Below are 15,856 nucleotides of genomic sequence, written 5' to 3'. Positions count from 1 at the left end.
ACCGGCTGCTACGGACGCCTTCAAGTATGACATTAGCCACAACAACAGACTTTCCGCGCGCCGATGAACCGCCCGGCCCGGGACGGGCCCGGCAGGCCCGACGGATCGGACGGCCGTCGGATCCGGACCCGATCACCCCCGCTCTCACTCCCCCCGCAGCGCCTTGGCGAGCGCCCCGTCGCCCGACACCTCGATACGACCGTCCCGCACCCCGTCCCCGACCGTCAGCGTCCCCTCGCCCAGCGCGCGGCAGGTAGCGGAGTCCAGGGCCAGACAGGCGTCGGGGCGCTCGGCGGGCCCGTCCCCGTACACCGGCCCCCCGCCGTCCTCGTACGATCCGCCGGGGCCGAGCCGCACATGGAACACGCCCTCGTCGAGCCGGACCTCCACCACCCCTTCCGTCCGGGGCCCGGCCGGTCCCGCGAGCACCCGCAGCAGTGGCACGGCGAACCAGTGCGCCCGTACGGCATCGGTGGGCCTGCGCTCCTCCAGCGCGGGCGAGCCCCACTCCGCCAGCGCCACGAGGACCGGGAGCAGTGCCCGGCCGCGCCCGGTCAGCTCGTACACGAAGGCGGCGGCGGGCGGGGGCAGTTTGCGACGGGTGGTCAGTTCGTCGCGCTCCATGTCCTTGAGCCGGGACGCGAGCACATCCGTGCTGACGCCCGGCAGGTCGGCGTGGAGATCGGTGTAGCGGCGGGGACCCGCCAGCAGTTCCCTGACGATCAGCAGGGTCCAGCGGTCACCCACGGCGTCGAGGGCGCGGGCTGCGGAACAGTACTGGTCGTAGCTTCGGCGGCGTGGCATGCGACTCAGTCTAGACATGTCGTTGGACTTTCCAAGCTCATACTTGGTAAAACCAAGTATCGCATCAAGGTCTGGGAGGCCACCGCATGGAATTCCGGCAGTCGAGCAAGCTCAGCGAGGTCTGCTACGAGATCCGCGGCCCGGTGATCGAACAAGCCGACGCCCTGGAGGAGGCGGGCCACAGCGTCCTGCGCCTCAACACCGGCAACCCCGCGCTCTTCGGCTTCGAGGCGCCGGAGGAGATCGTCCAGGACATGATCCGGATGCTTCCGCAGGCACACGGCTACACGGACTCGCGCGGCATCCTCTCCGCGCGCCGTGCCGTCGCCCAGCGCTATCAGACCCTGGGGCTGCCCGATGTCACCGTGGACGACGTCTTCCTCGGGAACGGCGCCTCCGAGCTGATCACGATGGCCGTCCAGGCCCTGCTGGAGGACGGCGACGAGGTCCTGATCCCCGCCCCCGACTTCCCGCTCTGGACGGCGGTCACCACGATGGCCGGGGGCCGCGCCGTGCACTACCTGTGCGACGAGTCCGCGGAGTGGTACCCGGACCTGGACGACATGGCGTCGAAGATCACCGACCGGACCAGGGCGCTCGTGATCATCAACCCCAACAACCCCACCGGGGCGGTCTATCCGCGCGAGATCGTCGAGGCCATGCTCGATCTCGCCCGCCGCCACCAGCTCATGGTGTTCGCCGACGAGATCTACGACCAGATCATCTATGACGACGCGGTCCACCACACCGCCGCCGCCCTCGCCCCCGATCTGGTCGTCCTGACCTTCAGCGGGCTCTCGAAGACCTATCGGGTCGCCGGTTTCCGGTCCGGCTGGCTGGTCGTCAGCGGCCCCCGACAGCACGCGCGCAGCTACCTCGAGGGGCTGACGATGCTCGCCTCGATGCGGCTGTGCCCCAACGCGCCCGCGCAGTACGCCATTCAGGCCGCGCTCGGCGGCCGGCAGTCCATCAAGGAACTCGTCGCGCCCGGCGGCAGGCTGTACGAACAGCGCGACCGCGCCTGGGAGAAACTCAACGAGATCCCCGGCGTCTCCTGCGTGAAGCCGAAGGGCGCGCTGTACGCCTTCCCCCGGCTGGACCCCAAGGTCCACAAGATCCACGACGACGAGCGGTTCGTCCTGGATCTGCTGCTGCGCGAGAAGATCCAGGTCGTCCAGGGGACGGGCTTCAACTGGCCACGCCCCGACCACTTCCGGATCCTGACCCTCCCGTACGCCGACGATCTCGACGCCGCCATCAGCCGGATCGGCCGCTTCCTCAGCGGCTACCGCCAGTAGCCCCAGCGCAGCGGCCCGGCCCCGGAACAGGGGCCCGGCCGGGCACCATGGCCCCGCGCCCGGCCCGCGCCCGGCCCCGGACGTGCCCGGCCCCGGACGTGGAGCGGCCCCGTGACGCCACCGCTCGCCCACGCCGGCCTGCCCGGATGCCCCCTCCCGCATCCGGCCACAAGAGACGGGCCCTGCGACGATATCGGCCACTCTCGCGCATTGGTATGGACCTGCCAATGCCCGTTTGGCTACGCTCCCGGCTGGCGGCGCCCGGAAGAGCGCTCCCGGGCATCCGCTGTTCCACCTCACCCACGGGACACAGAAGGGCCAACCTCCTTGAGACGCACGACAGTCATACGCACCGGCCTGTCCGCGCTCCTCCTCGTCGGAACCTGGGCGACAGCCGGGTTCGCCCCCGCGGCCGCGGCCGCCCCTTCCCCCAAGGCACCGGCCTCCGCCGGAATGCTCTCCGCGATGCGGTCGGACCTGGGTCTGACGGAGAGCCGGGCCACGGCGCGGCTGGCCGCCGAGAAGACAGCGACCGCTGTCGAAGGAAAGGCGCGGCGGGCAGCCGGATCGTCGTACGGCGGCTCCTGGTTCGACCCGGACGACAACACCCTGACGGTCGCTCTCACCAGCGCGCGCGAGGCCGCCGCCGTACGGGCGACGGGCGCGACCGTACGTCTGGTGAAGCACAGCGCGCGACAGCTCGACGCCGTCAAGGAGAAGATCGACGCGCTCTCCGCGCCGGACGGCGTCGGCGGCTGGCACGTGGACACCCGGGCCAACCGGGTCGTGGTGGAGGTCGTCGCCTCGCGGCAGAACGACACCGCGGTACGCGCCTTCGTGGCCCGTGCCCGGCAGGCGGGGCCCGTCACCGTCGAGGCGTCCGCCGAGGCACCGACGACCTTCGCCGCCGGAACCGTCGGCGGTGACCCCTACTACACGGGCAACGTCCGCTGCTCCATCGGCTTCTCGGTGCGCGGAGGCTTCGTCACCGCCGGCCACTGCGGCCAGGCCGGCGCCTCGGTCCGTGGCTGGGACAACTCGTACATCGGCAACTTCCAGGGCTCGTCCTTCCCCGTCAACGACTACGCGTGGGTCAATGTGGGCAGCGGCTGGTGGACCGTGCCCGTGGTCCTCGGCTGGGGCACCATCCCCGACCGGCTGGTCCGTGGCTCCAGCGAGGCCCCGATCGGCTCCTCCATCTGCCGCTCCGGCTCCACGACTCACTGGCGCTGCGGCACCGTCCAGAACAAGAACGTGACGGTCAACTACGGCAACGGCGCGCTCGTCTACGGACTGACCCAGACCAGCGCCTGCGCGGAGGGCGGCGACTCGGGCGGCTCGTACATCTCCGGTGACCAGGCGCAGGGCGTCACCTCCGGTGGATCCGGCAACTGCACCAGCGGCGGCACCACGTTCTACCAGCCGATCAATCCGATCCTCAGCCGGTACGGTCTGACCCTCCACACCGCCTGACCTCCCCGCCCCCTGATCCCTCGCACGGCTCGCGCCCGCCACCCGGCCGACGGTGGCGGGCGCGCTGCCGCCCCGGCCGCCGGTCATCCGCCGAGCAGCGCGGTGAGGGCGCCCACCGGGTCGGTGTCGGGGGTGCCGCGCGGCCACCAGTCCTCCCGGTCGGGGTCCGACTCATAGCCGTACCAGAGGAGGTCACGGCCGAACCGGAGCTGCCGGGACCGGGTCGAGAGCCGGTTGCGCCAGGGCCGGAACTGCGGGAAATCGGCGGCCACCAGGGCCGGACGCGCCCGGTCGAAGGGGCCCGCGGGCGGATCCCACGCCTCTTCGAGTACGGCGAGTCCCGCGAGGCCGCCCTGGCGCCAAGCGGCGACCGCGCGGGCCAGATCGGTGGGCGTACGGCCGAGGGCGGCGGCCAGATCCCGGTAGAGGGCGCGGGTGGAGGCGGTCAGTCCGGATCCCGGGTGCGCGGCGGCCAGCCGTACCGCGTCCTGCCACGCGTCGAGCGCGCCGACCGGGTCCAGACCGGTGGTGAGGAAGGTGTGCGCGCGAGCCGCCGCCTCGGTGGCGAGGAGATCGAGAGCGAGCGGATCGGGCGCTCCGGAGAGCTGCGGATAGGCGGGCGGACGCCCCGGCCGCGGGGGCACGGGGAACGGCGGCGGCAGCATCGGGAGCGTCCGCGGGCCGAAGGCGGCGCGGGCCTCGACCGTGGGCATCGGCGGCGCCTGCGCGGTCCGTTCGGTGGCCGCGCGAGCCGCGTTGCGCCGGGTCAGGTCGGCGAGCACCTCCTGCTCACCACGGCCGCGCAGCAGGAAGAGGACGAACGGGTCCTCGTCGAGGAGCCGGGCCGTCTGGTAGCAGAGCGCGGCGGCGTGCTTGCAGGGGTAACCGTCGTCCGGGCAGGAGCAGTCGGGCGTGAGATCGCTCCCGCCGGGCAGCAGCTCCGCCGAGGCCGCGAGGGTGTGCGGCATGTCCTTGTCGAGCAGGGCCGCGATGTGGTCGGGCCGGGCCGCCGCCGCGTCGAGGAGGTCCTCCCAGTCGGCCCCGTCGAGGGTCCGCAGCCGGATCTCCGTACGGTACGGGCGGGGCCGGGAGCCATGGACGTACGCCATGACCCGGCCGGGGGTGACGGTGATCGCGTCGACCAGGCCCCGGTCCGCGTAGGCCCGGCCGCGCCGGAGCCTGGCCGGGTCGAGGGCGGTCTCCACCATCGACTGCACCCAGGCGTTGCCCCACCAGGTGACCGCGAAGTCGCCCTCGGTGCCGGGCCGGGAGGGCAGGGCGGGGAACGTACGGCGGCGGTCGTCGTGCCGGGGTGTGCGCGGCGGCCTCATGACACCCTCCTCAGGGAGACCAGATCGCTCAGCTCACGGTCGGTCAGCTCGGTCAGGGCGGTCTCGCCCGCGCCGAGGACCGCGTCGGCGAGCGCCCGCTTGGCGGCGAGCATCCCGGCGATCCGGTCCTCGACCGTGCCCTCCGCGATCAGCCGGTGGACCTGCACGGGCTGGGTCTGGCCGATGCGGTACGCCCGGTCGGTGGCCTGCTCCTCCACGGCCGGGTTCCACCAGCGGTCGAAGTGGACGACATGGCCGGCCCTGGTCAGATTGAGGCCGGTGCCCGCCGCCTTCAACGAGAGGACAAAGACCGGTGTCCCGCCGGACTGGAACCGGTCCACCATGCGCTCGCGCTCCGCGACCGGGGTGCCTCCGTGGAGGAGCTGGGACGGGATCGCGCGGGACGTCAGATGCGCGGAGATCAGCCGGGCCATCGATACGTACTGCGTGAAGATCAGGACGGAGCCGTCCTCCGCGAGGATCGTGTCGAGCAGCTCGTCCAGGAGGGCGAGCTTGCCGGAACGGCCGGTCAGCCGGGCGGCGTCCTCCTTCAGATACTGCGCGGGGTGGTTGCAGATCTGCTTGAGCGCGGTGAGCAGCTTCATGACCAGGCCCCGGCGCGCGATGCCCTCGGCCGCCTCGATGGCCGCCAAGGTCTCCCTGACGACCGCCTCGTAGAGGGACGCCTGTTCCCGGGTGAGCGCCACGGGGTGATCGGTCTCGGTCTTGGGCGGCAGCTCGGGCACGATGCCGGGATCGGACTTCTTCCTGCGCAGCAGGAACGGTCCGACCAGCCGGGACAGCCGCTCCACCGCCTCCGCGTTCTCCGCGTCCCTGACGCCGGCGCTCTTGGCGTTCTCCACGTTCTCGACGATCCGGGCGTGACGGGCCCGGAACGCCTTGAGCGGTCCCAGGAGACCGGGGGTGGTCCAGTCGAGGAGGGCCCACAGCTCGGAGAGGTTGTTCTCGACGGGGGTGCCGGTCAGGGCGACCCTGGCGGGCGCCGGGATCGTGCGCAGCGCCCTGGCCGTCGACGAGAACGGATTCTTGACGTGCTGCGCCTCGTCGGCGACGACCATCCCCCAGGGGTGCGCGGCCAGGATCTCGGCGCTGCCGCGCATCGTGCCGTACGTGGTGAGGACGAAGCCGCCCGTCACCTCTTCGAGGCTGCGCCCGGTGCCGTGGAAGCGGTGGACGGGGACGCCGGGGGCGAAGCGGGTGATCTCGCGCTGCCAATTACCGAGGAGCGAGGCGGGGCAGACCACCAGGGTCGGTGCCGGGCGGGCGCGGTGCAGATGGAGGGCGATGACAGTGATCGTCTTGCCGAGGCCCATGTCGTCCGCGAGACAGCCGCCGAGGCCCAGCGAGGTCATCAGGTCCAGCCAGGCGAGCCCGCGCAGCTGGTAGTCGCGCAGCGTGGCGGCCAGCGCCGGTGGCTGGGGAATCGCTGCGGGCCCGCCGACCAGCCGGTCCCGCAGGGCGGCGAGCGAGCCCTCCGGGACCGCCTCCACCGTCTCGCCGTCGACCTCGGCCGTGCCGGTGAGGGCGACGCCCAGCGCGTCGAGGGGCTCCAGCAGCCCCAGCTCCCGCTTGCGCGCCTTGCGGACGAGCGCCGGGTCGACGACCACCCACTGGTCGCGCAGCCGCACGATCGGACGGTGCGACTCGGCGAGCGCGTCCATCTCCTGTGCGGTGAGGGGATCCCCGTCGAGCGCCAGCTGCCAGTTGAACGCGAGCAGTTCCGCGCTGTCGAAGAAGGGCGTGCCGTCCGTCGCGGACCCGGGCGCGGGCCTGACCACGGCGGCGGCGGTGAGCGTACGGGCCAGCTCCCTGGGCCAGTGCACGGCGACGCCCGCGGCGGCGAGCCCCGCGGCCCCCGGGCCGAGCAGCTCGTACAGCTCGTGCTCGGAGAGCGGCAGCACGTCCGGCACATCGCGCTCCAGCAGCCGGGCGAGCGGTGTCCAGACCCGGGCCGCCCTGCGCAGGGCGAGCATCGCGTCGATCCGGGCTCGCGCCCCGAAGCTCTCGGCGCCGTCCCCCGCCCAGAGCCGGGACGCGTCGATGACCAGGGTCGGATCGGCCAGGCTGTGGATCTGGACGAGGGCCGCTCCGGCCCGCCGCTCGACGCCCGCGTCATCATCCGCCCCGGCGGGTTCCTCGTGGTCGAAGAGGTCGTACGCCGACAGGTCGAGGCGCAGCGAGACCCGCACCCCCGCGTCCATGCCCGCCGCGGCCTCCGCCGCCCAGGTGCGGGCGCCCGGCAGATGCTGCGCGGCCCGGGCGGCGAACGGCGCTCCCGCGGCGAACGCGGCGGCGGGAGTACGCGGCAGGGAGTCCGCCACCGCGTCGAGGAAGGCCCGCACCAGGGCCTCGGGATCCGGCAGCAGCAGCGGGCGCGACTCCGCCGCCGGTACGGCGTGGGCCTCGGGCGGCATGGCTGCGGCGATGGCCCTGAGCTGCGCGATGTCATCGGCGTCGAGCGGGCCGGCCCGCCACGCGTCATGGTCGGACGCGGTGAGACCGGGAAGGAGTCTGCCCCGCGCGGCAAGGTGCAGCGCGTGCAGCGCGGCGGCGCCCCAGCAGGCCGCCGCCGGGTGCGCCGCCCGGTCGCCCCGGGCGGCGACCAGCACCGGGACCGCGTCGGCCACGGACAGCAGCACGGCCGGCACCTCCCGCGCACGGACACCGGCCCCATGGCGCCGGACGACCGTCAGCTCCCGCGCCTCCACCCCCGCGGGCAGCCCGCCCGCCGGCGCCCAGAAGGCGACCCGGCCCTCGCGTGGCAGTCCGGCGGGCAGGAAGACAGCGGCACACCGCGCGAGGCCGGGAACGGGCGGCTGCGCGGCGGAATCCACGCGTACGGAATGTGCTGCTCGCACCATCGACACCGGTCCCCTCCCACCTCTGGACACCTCGGATCCGGCAGGACCCGACTACCTCTGCGAGTCTAGGCGGGGGGTCTGACAGTCGGGTCCGACCACCGACTCCGGCCCATTGTTTCCGCAGGTCGGAGCAGGGGCGTAGCAGCTCAGGGCAGAGCAGGTCAGGGGGGCAGTCAGGGGCAGATCAGAGCAAGGTCGGGGCAAGGTCGGGGCAAGGTCGGGGCAGGCCGGAACAGAGCAAGTCGGACGGCAGCGCACGGCAGCGCGACACCCGCTCAGCGCCGCTCAGCGGCCGTGGCTCCAGCGGGTCCGGCGGCCTTCGTCTCCACCTTCTCCACTCCCTCCACTTCCTCCGCTTCCTCTACTTCCTCTACTTTCTCCACTCCCTCCACTCCCTCCGCTTCCTTCACTTCCTTCGCTTCCTCTACTTCCTCCGAAGCCTGAACCGGAGGAGGAGCCGCAGCCGCAGGAGTCGGCGCAACCGGCTGTACGGCTTCCGAGACAGCCTGCACGGCCTGTACGGCCTGCGCCGGTGTGGCCCGTTCCAGGAAACGGAGCAGCTCGACGGGGAACGGCAGGACAAGGGTCGAGTTCTTCTCGGCCGCCACGGCCACGACGGTCTGCAACAGCCGCAGCTGAAGCGCCGCGGGCTGTCCGGACATCTGCTTGGCCGCTTCGGCGAGCTTCTTCGACGCCTGGAGTTCCGCGTCCGCGTTGATCACCCGCGCGCGCCGCTCACGGTCCGCCTCGGCCTGGCGCGCCATCGACCGTTTCATGGTTTCCGGCAGCGACACGTCCTTGATCTCGACCCGGTCGATCTGCACGCCCCAGCCGATCGACGGACTGTCGATCATCAGTTCCAGGCCCTGGTTGAGCTTCTCCCTGTTCGACAGCAGATCGTCGAGATCGCTCTTGCCGATGATCGACCGCAGCGAGGTCTGCGCCATCTGCGACACCGCGAACCGGTAGTCCTCGACGCGGATCACCGCGTCCGCCGCGTCCACGACCTTGAAGTAGATCACCGCGTCCACCCGCACGGTGACGTTGTCGCGCGTGATGCCGTCCTGGGCGGGCACCGGCATCGTCACGATCTGCATATTGACCTTGCGCAGCTTGTCCACGAACGGGATCACCGTCGTGAATCCGGGTCCTCGGACACCTTCCCGCAGCCGGCCGAGGCGCAGGACCACGCCGCGCTCGTACTGCTTGACGACTCGTGCGGCGGCCATCGCGTACAGCCCGCACGCACATACCACCGCTATGACCGCTATGACCAGTTCCTCGACCATGATGGGCCCCCTGACGCCGGACCGAGATGTTCGATGACGAGGTGCTTGATAACACGAGGTGCTCAATAACAACGGTATGCCCTGTATGACCGTCGGTCGACAGCGGTAACCCGGCCGGACGCGCACCGGGTGCCGCCGCCCGGGGGACCTGGCAGGGTGGCCACAGACACTGCCCGGTTCCCCACCTTCCGCGCATTCCACCCGCCCGTACATCCGCACAGACGAGGACCCCGCCCATGTCCGTGACCGATCACCGGCGCCTCGGCGCCGCCGCAGGGGCCGCCGTCCTCGCTCTCGCCGTCGCGGGCTGTTCCGGCCTGGGCCGGACGGCCGTGGGCACCATCGCGTACGACACCGGGGGGAAGCGGGAGATCCAGGTGACCAGCCCCTCGGTCAAGGGCTGCCACCGACTGGCGTCCGGTGGGGCCGTCAAGGTCACCAACCGCACCACGGTCGATCTCGTGCTGTATCCGACACACGACTGCACCGGCCGGAACAGCACCTATCTCGGCACCACGCTCTCCGATGTGATCGCCCCCGGCGCCGGGCCGTGGCGCAGCTACACCACGGTGCACTGACCCGTGGACGCGACGCGAAACGGTATTCGAACAGCCCGTCCGGGGGTACATAACGGATGGGAGGTACAAGGGTTATGCGCACCGGAAACGAGCCCCTCACCGCACGCAGCCCGCTGCGCATGCGGTTCTGGCTGAGCCTGTCGGGTCTGTTCTGGGCCGCCGGGGGCACCGCGGTGTTCGCGCTGGCCGGGCATCCCGGGTGGGCGCTGGCCTGCGGTCTGCTCCTGCTGGTCGTCCTGGCCGACCTGATCGTGGTCAGGCGCCGGATCCGGCAGGGGCCGCGCTTCCAGCCGGGCCGGGACGTCCCTCCGTACCCACCGGGCCACGGTCCGAACGTACTCCTGGAGCAGGGCCGGGAGCGCAAGCGCGATCTGGCCCGGCAGCGGAGCAACCGGCGGGGGATCGGTGTGGACCGGGGCGCGCGCGGCAGCCGCCACTGAACATGCCCCGCACCCGTCCCACCCGCTCGGCCCACCAGGCCGGCGCGGCTCACTCCGAGGAGTCGAACCGCGCGGCCTTCAGATACTCCGGCTTGGGATCCAGCGCCGCCGCCAGCCGGAAGTGGCGTTTTGCCTGCTCGGACCGGCCCGAGCGCTCGAAGGTGCGGGCCAGCGCGAAGTGCGCGAAGGCGTTGTCCGGCTCGCGCTCCAGGACCAGTTCGAATTCCAGCTCGGCGGGGCGGAGCTGGGCCGCGGCGAAGAACGCGCGGGCGCGCAGCAGCCGTGCGGCGGTGTTCTCGGGGTGGGCGGCGATCACCGAGTCGAGCAGCTTCACGGCACCGCGCGGATCCCGCGCGGCCAGCAGCTGTTCGGCCGCGCGAAAGTCGATGACGTGGGTCTCGGGGCTCTCCTGCACGGTCGCATCCTTCCCTGACTCCGCGCGTTCAACGCCGGAACCAGCCTCGCTATTCCTCACACCTGCCCGGACACCTGTTCGGCAATCCGCTGCCAGACCGCGCGGACCTGCGGTTCCAGCTCCTCCAGCGGGCCGTCATTGTCGATGACGACATCCGCCACGGCCCGGCGCTCCTCGGTGGTCGCCTGCGCCGCCATCCGCCGGCGCGCCTCGTCCTCGGCCATGCCCCGCAGCCGTACGAGCCGGTCGAGCCGGGTCTCCAGCGCGGCTTCCACGATGACGACCAGGTCGTACAGGCCCGCCATGCCGTTCTCGACGAGCAGCGGCACATCGTGCACCACGATCGCGTCCGGGCCCGCGCCCGCCTCCAGCTCGGCCGAGCGGGCCCGTACCAGCGGGTGCACGATCGCGTTCAGCGCGCGCAGCCGGTCGGGGGCGCCGAAGACGATCCCGCCGAGTTTCGGACGGTCGAGGGCGCCGTCCCCGGTCAGCACCCCGGGGCCGAACTCGGCGACGACGGCCGCCAGTCCGGGGGTACCCGGCTCGACCACTTCCCGCGCGATCCGGTCGGAGTCGATCAGCACGGCTCCATAGCCGCTCAGCAAACGGGAGACTTCGCTCTTCCCCGCACCGATTCCGCCCGTAAGTCCCAACCTCAGCATGGGCACAGCCTAAGGCCGTGCCCATGCCGCACCACCCCTACAAGCGGTACTACAGACCGCTCTCGCCCTCCCGCTCGGCGAGGAACTTCTCGAATTCACGGCCGATCTCGTCGGCCGAAGGCAGCTCCGTGGGCTCCGCGACCAGGTTGCCCCGGGTCTCGGCGCCCACGATCGCGTCGTACTGGTGCTCAAGTCCCCGCACCATCGTGACCAGTTCCTCGTCGCCCTCGCCGAGCTGCCGCTCGATCTCGGTCTGGGTGCGCTGCGCCTCCGTACGGAGGGAGTGCGCGACGCTCGGCAGCACCAGGCCGGTCGCGGCCGTGATCGCCTCCAGCGCGGTCAGCGCCGCGTCCGGGTACGAGGAGCGGGCGACGTAGTGCGGGACGTGCGCGGCGACACCGAGGACATCGTGGTCCGACTCCATCAGCCGGTACTCGACGAGCGCCTCGGCGCTGCCGGGCACCTGCGCCTCGTCGAAGGGGCTGCGGTGGCCCGGCATGAGGTCGGTGCGGTTGCCGTGCGGGGTGATGCCGACGGGGCGAGTGTGCGGGACGCCCATCGGGATGCCGTGGAAGTTGACGGACAGCCGCACTCCGAGCCGGTCCACGATCTGCCCTACGGCGAGGGCGAAGCGCTCCCACTCCACGTCCGGCTCGGGGCCCGACAGCAGCAGGAACGGGGCGCCCGTGGCGTCCTGGACGAGCCGGACGTCGAGCGTCGGTGTCTCGTACGCGCTGTAGTGGTCACGCCGGAAGGTCAGCAGCGGACGCCGCGCGCGGTAGTCGACCAGCCGGTCGTGGTCGAAGCGGGCCACCACCTGGTGGGGCAGCGACTCCAGCAGGTTCTCGACGATCTGGTCGCCGGTCTCCCCCGCGTCGATATAGCCGTCGAAGTGGTACAGCATGACCAGGCCCGCCGACTCCTGCGCCAGTGCCATGTCGACAACGGCGAGGCCCTTGGGCTCCCACTCGTACAAACCCTGCGGATCAAGCACGATTACCGCTCCTCCTCGTGTCCATACCGAAGAACACACCACGGGGCGCGGGCATTCCCCGTGCCCCACGGCGGCGCGGGCCGGAACGTCAGGCGAGGACCCGCGTGTGCAGTGCGGTGACCACCTTCCGCGCCGAGGTGAAGGCCCCGTGCTGCCAGGCGTCGGCGTACGACAGGTGGTCACCGGCGAAGTAGACGTGTCCGGCGGGCCTGTTGAGCGGGCCGAAGACGGGTGCGTCGGGGCCGCCTGCCATGGAATGCCAGGATGCCTCCAGATAGGGGGTTTGCCGCCAGTGGTGCGAGAAGGAAGCGGCCAGTTCGTCACGGTACTTCGCGCCGTGGATCTTCACGCCCTGGGCCACCGCCCGCTCCTCGCGCTCGCGCGGGGAGCGCCGGGCGTACGCGTCGGACGCCGCACCCGTGTTGTAGTAGCCGACGATCACACCACGCCGGCCATGATGACCGTACGACGGGTACCAGACATGGCCGAGGTCGAGATCCGTCTCGGTGATGCCGCCATAGATCCGGTGGTCGCTCTCCCACCAGCGGCTGCGGTATTCGAGCCCGATCTTGCCCGCCGAGGACGGTGCGCATGCCTCCAGGGCCGTCTGCACCTCCGCGCCCAGGTTGTGTCCGGTCCTGGCGAGGATGTTGGGCGGCAGGGCGGCGACGCAGTAGTCCGCGTCGATGGCGCGGACCGTGCCGCCCCGGGTGTAGGCGATCGTCACCCCGCGCGCCGTGTCGGTGATCCGCTGGACGACCGCGCCGGTACGGATACGGTGTCCGCCGACCGCCCGGGTCAGCGCGGCGGGAATCCGGTCCATGCCGCCGACCGGCTGGAACATCAGCATCGCCTGTTCGTAGCCGAACTCGAAGGAGAAGTAGCGGCCCACCCCGCTGGCGAAGACCTCGGACGCGCTGGGCACGGGCCCCAGTTCGGCCCCCGGGGTGCCGGACGCCCCCGGGTCCACGCGGTAACCGCGGCGCGTGCTGCCGTCGTACGACAGGGTGGCGCCGATGTCCCCGAAACTCTTGAGGAATTCGAGGAGCCGCTCCCGGTCGTCCGCGGTGAGATCGGCGTCGAGCGATCCCGCTCCGGTAGCCTTGGCGAGCAACTCCGCGACATAGCCGTATACATCGGCCTTGGCGGTGCGGTAACGCACCGGGGCGGTCATCCCCGCCTTCTCGTTGTAGAGGTACGCGTTGGCGTTGACGTTGGTGAACACCTCCAGAGGGACGCCCAGTTCGCGGCAGTAGTCCATGGTGACCATCCACTGCGGTATCCGGGCGGGCCCCGCGTTCAGATACTGGCCGTCGCTGAAGCGCGCCGTCTGGCGGTTGCCGTACAGATCGGTGGTCGAGTCCCCGCCCCGGACGGTGAGGCTCCGCCCTCCCGTACGTTCCCGGGCCTCCAGGACCGTACAGTCGTAGCCCGCCTTGCCCAGTTCGTACGCGACGGTGAGCCCGGCGATGCCACCGCCGACAACGACGACCCTGGCCGCGCCCCGGCCGGCGAGGGTGAAGTCGCCCGTGCGGGGCGCGTGGAAGACGGGTTCGCGGCTCGCGGCCTCGGCGGTGGGCGCGAGCCCCAGGGCGCCCATGGTGGCGAGCATCGCGCCCGCTCCTCCGCTGGCGCCCACCTGGCGCAGAAAGTCGCGACGACTGGTGCCCGTGGTGGTGTCGGTGCCATGACTCATATCCCGGTACCCCTTCCGGTCTTCAGCTGTGCCGGGATCGTGGCAACCGGATGTTACGGACCGTCAGCCAGTGGCGTGTCCCGCTCGTTGCTCTCCGCTCACGGGTCCGGACACGCGTAAGGCCCGCCCCCCGGAGGGGACGGGCCTTACGTGCGGTTCACCTACCGCTCAGGAGGTCGGAGCGTCAGCTCTGACCACCGGCGAGCTTCTCGCGAAGAGCGGCCAGCGCCTCGTCCGACGCCAGGGCGCCGGAGTTGTCGTCGGACTCCGAGGAGTACGAGCCACCACCGGAGGCGGCGGGAGCACTGCCACCGGCGGCGGGTGCGGCAGCACCCTCGGCGGCAGCGGCCTCGTCGGCCTCGCGGGACTTGATGACCTGGGCCTGGTGCTGCTCGAAGCGCGTCTGCGCCTCGGCGTACTGGCCCTCCCACGCCTCGCGCTGGGTCTCGAAGCCCTCGAGCCAGTCGTTGGTCTCGGGGTCGAAGCCCTCGGGGTAGATGTAGTTGCCCTGGTCGTCGTAGGACGCGGCCATGCCGTAGAGGGTCGGGTCGAACTCGACCGAGGCCGGGTCACCACCGAACGCCTCGTTGGCCTGCTTCAGCGAGAGGCTGATGCGGCGACGCTCCAGGTCGATGTCGATGACCTTGACGAAGATCTCGTCGTTGACCTGGACGACCTGCTCCGGGATCTCCACGTGGCGCTCGGCCAGCTCGGAGATGTGGACCAGGCCCTCGATGCCCTCGTCGACGCGCACGAACGCACCGAACGGAACGAGCTTCGTGACCTTACCCGGGACGACCTGACCGATCTGGTGCGTACGGGCGAACTGCTGCCACGGGTCTTCCTGCGTCGCCTTGAGCGACAGGGAGACACGCTCGCGGTCCATGTCGACGTCGAGGACCTCGACGGTGACTTCCTGACCGACCTCGACAACCTCGGAGGGGTGGTCGATGTGCTTCCAGGACAGCTCGGAGACGTGCACGAGACCGTCGACGCCGCCGAGGTCCACGAACGCGCCGAAGTTGACGATCGAGGAAACGACGCCGGAGCGGACCTGGCCCTTCTGCAGGGTCGTGAGGAAGGTCTGGCGGACCTCGCTCTGGGTCTGCTCCAGCCAGGCACGGCGGGACAGGACCACGTTGTTGCGGTTCTTGTCCAGCTCGATGATCTTGGCTTCGAGCTCCTTGCCCACGTAGGGCTGGAGGTCGCGGACGCGGCGCATCTCGACGAGCGAGGCCGGCAGGAAGCCACGGAGGCCGATGTCGAGGATGAGACCACCCTTGACCACCTCGATGACGGTGCCGGTGACGATGCCGTCCTCTTCCTTGATCTTCTCGATGGTGCCCCAGGCGCGCTCGTACTGGGCACGCTTCTTCGAGAGGATCAGGCGGCCTTCCTTGTCCTCCTTCTGGAGAACAAGGGCTTCGATCTCGTCGCCGACCTTGACGACCTCATTGGGGTCGACGTCGTGCTTGATCGAAAGCTCGCGGGACGGGATGACGCCTTCGGTCTTGTAACCGATGTCGAGCAGGACCTCGTCCCGGTCGACCTTCACGATGACGCCATCCACGATGTCGCCGTCGTTGAAGTACTTGATCGTCTCGTCGATCGCGGCGAGGAAGGCTTCCTCGTTACCGATGTCGTTGACCGCAACCTGCGGAGTGGTGGCGGTGGTCTCGGTGCTGCTCGTCATGTGGGAAAGGGCTCCGGTGCGGACAGTGAGTCGTAGGTACTGCTACGCCGGGAGCCCGTATCGCCACCTGTAGAAGCCGGACAGCCAAGGAAGCGCCGCCCCTCTACAACAGGGAAAGCGCCTCGACAACCGAGGAACTGCATACAGATGCGAGCGCGGCTGCTACGTCTGAGGCGCGCAAGCCCGCAGCGCAACCTTTAGCATACGGGGGCAGCCGGGCACGGTCAATGCGCGAAGGCGCACACCCGGGGCGGAACCCCCCATACCCGGCGCAACAAGCGTTTGGTGAGGCCACAGCGGC

At 71.0% G+C, this 15,856-nt stretch carries 13 protein-coding genes; 4 read left to right on the top strand and 9 right to left on the bottom strand.

Going from position 1 to position 15,856, the window contains the following annotated elements; all coding sequences use genetic code 11:
• Window positions 1–144 precede the first annotated feature (144 nt).
• A complete protein-coding gene (locus ACIP8W_RS12000; protein WP_401948873.1) occupies window positions 145–804 on the bottom strand; it encodes a winged helix-turn-helix transcriptional regulator in 660 nt (219 codons plus the stop codon).
• An 86-nt stretch (window positions 805–890) separates the two neighbouring features.
• Here ACIP8W_RS12000 and ACIP8W_RS11995 point away from each other — a divergent pair, with 86 nt between their 5' ends.
• Both ACIP8W_RS11995 and ACIP8W_RS11990 read left to right on the top strand, forming a co-directional pair.
• Window positions 891–2,102, top strand: a complete 1,212-nt coding sequence (locus ACIP8W_RS11995) for a pyridoxal phosphate-dependent aminotransferase (RefSeq protein ID WP_401948870.1) — start codon at window positions 891–893, stop codon at window positions 2,100–2,102.
• A gap of 327 nt (window positions 2,103–2,429) precedes the next feature.
• Complete coding sequence (locus ACIP8W_RS11990; protein WP_402202826.1) at window positions 2,430–3,575, top strand: S1 family peptidase; 1,146 nt, start codon at window positions 2,430–2,432, stop codon at window positions 3,573–3,575.
• 83 nt (window positions 3,576–3,658) lie between these two features.
• Here the strand turns inward: ACIP8W_RS11990 and ACIP8W_RS11985 are convergent, their stop codons facing one another.
• The 3 genes from ACIP8W_RS11985 to ACIP8W_RS11975 form a co-directional block, all read right to left on the bottom strand.
• Entirely contained in the window at window positions 3,659–4,906 is a 1,248-nt protein-coding gene (locus ACIP8W_RS11985; RefSeq protein ID WP_401948866.1) for an SWIM zinc finger family protein, read from the bottom strand.
• Complete coding sequence (locus ACIP8W_RS11980; RefSeq protein WP_402202824.1) at window positions 4,903–7,788, bottom strand: SNF2-related protein; 2,886 nt, start codon at window positions 7,786–7,788, stop codon at window positions 4,903–4,905. The genes ACIP8W_RS11985 and ACIP8W_RS11980 overlap by 4 nt, the downstream gene beginning before the upstream one ends.
• A 275-nt stretch (window positions 7,789–8,063) precedes the next feature.
• Entirely contained in the window at window positions 8,064–9,077 is a 1,014-nt protein-coding gene (locus ACIP8W_RS11975; protein WP_402202822.1) for a slipin family protein, read from the bottom strand.
• A gap of 236 nt (window positions 9,078–9,313) precedes the next feature.
• On the opposite strand from ACIP8W_RS11975, the gene ACIP8W_RS11970 reads away from it, so the two are divergent.
• Both ACIP8W_RS11970 and ACIP8W_RS11965 read left to right on the top strand, forming a co-directional pair.
• Entirely contained in the window at window positions 9,314–9,655 is a 342-nt protein-coding gene (locus ACIP8W_RS11970; RefSeq protein WP_402202820.1) for a hypothetical protein, read from the top strand.
• Window positions 9,656–9,729: 74 nt separating this feature from the next.
• Window positions 9,730–10,095: a DUF6343 family protein gene (locus tag ACIP8W_RS11965; protein ID WP_402202818.1), complete on the top strand. Its 366-nt coding sequence runs from the start codon at window positions 9,730–9,732 to the stop codon at window positions 10,093–10,095.
• A 49-nt stretch (window positions 10,096–10,144) separates the two neighbouring features.
• Here ACIP8W_RS11965 and ACIP8W_RS11960 read toward each other — a convergent pair whose 3' ends face one another.
• The 5 genes from ACIP8W_RS11960 to rpsA form a co-directional block, all read right to left on the bottom strand.
• The gene (locus tag ACIP8W_RS11960) at window positions 10,145–10,510 is read right to left on the bottom strand and encodes a tetratricopeptide repeat protein (RefSeq protein WP_401948852.1); all 366 of its coding nucleotides are present in this window, start codon (window positions 10,508–10,510) and stop codon (window positions 10,145–10,147) included.
• A gap of 56 nt (window positions 10,511–10,566) precedes the next feature.
• Complete coding sequence (gene coaE / locus ACIP8W_RS11955) at window positions 10,567–11,172, bottom strand: dephospho-CoA kinase (protein WP_401948849.1); 606 nt, start codon at window positions 11,170–11,172, stop codon at window positions 10,567–10,569.
• 49 nt (window positions 11,173–11,221) lie between these two features.
• The gene (locus ACIP8W_RS11950) at window positions 11,222–12,166 is read right to left on the bottom strand and encodes a PAC2 family protein (protein WP_401948847.1); all 945 of its coding nucleotides are present in this window, start codon (window positions 12,164–12,166) and stop codon (window positions 11,222–11,224) included.
• A gap of 88 nt (window positions 12,167–12,254) precedes the next feature.
• Entirely contained in the window at window positions 12,255–13,778 is a 1,524-nt protein-coding gene (locus tag ACIP8W_RS11945; RefSeq protein WP_402202904.1) for a flavin monoamine oxidase family protein, read from the bottom strand.
• A 268-nt stretch (window positions 13,779–14,046) separates the two neighbouring features.
• Entirely contained in the window at window positions 14,047–15,555 is a 1,509-nt protein-coding gene (gene rpsA / locus ACIP8W_RS11940; RefSeq protein ID WP_401948844.1) for a 30S ribosomal protein S1, read from the bottom strand.
• Window positions 15,556–15,856 lie beyond the last annotated feature (301 nt).

The organism is Streptomyces sp. NPDC088554 (genome assembly GCF_044752945.1).
Lineage (GTDB): Bacteria > Actinomycetota > Actinomycetes > Streptomycetales > Streptomycetaceae > Streptomyces.
The sequence above is the reverse complement of the archived record's forward strand: the minus strand, read 5'-3'. Positions and strand labels throughout refer to the sequence as shown.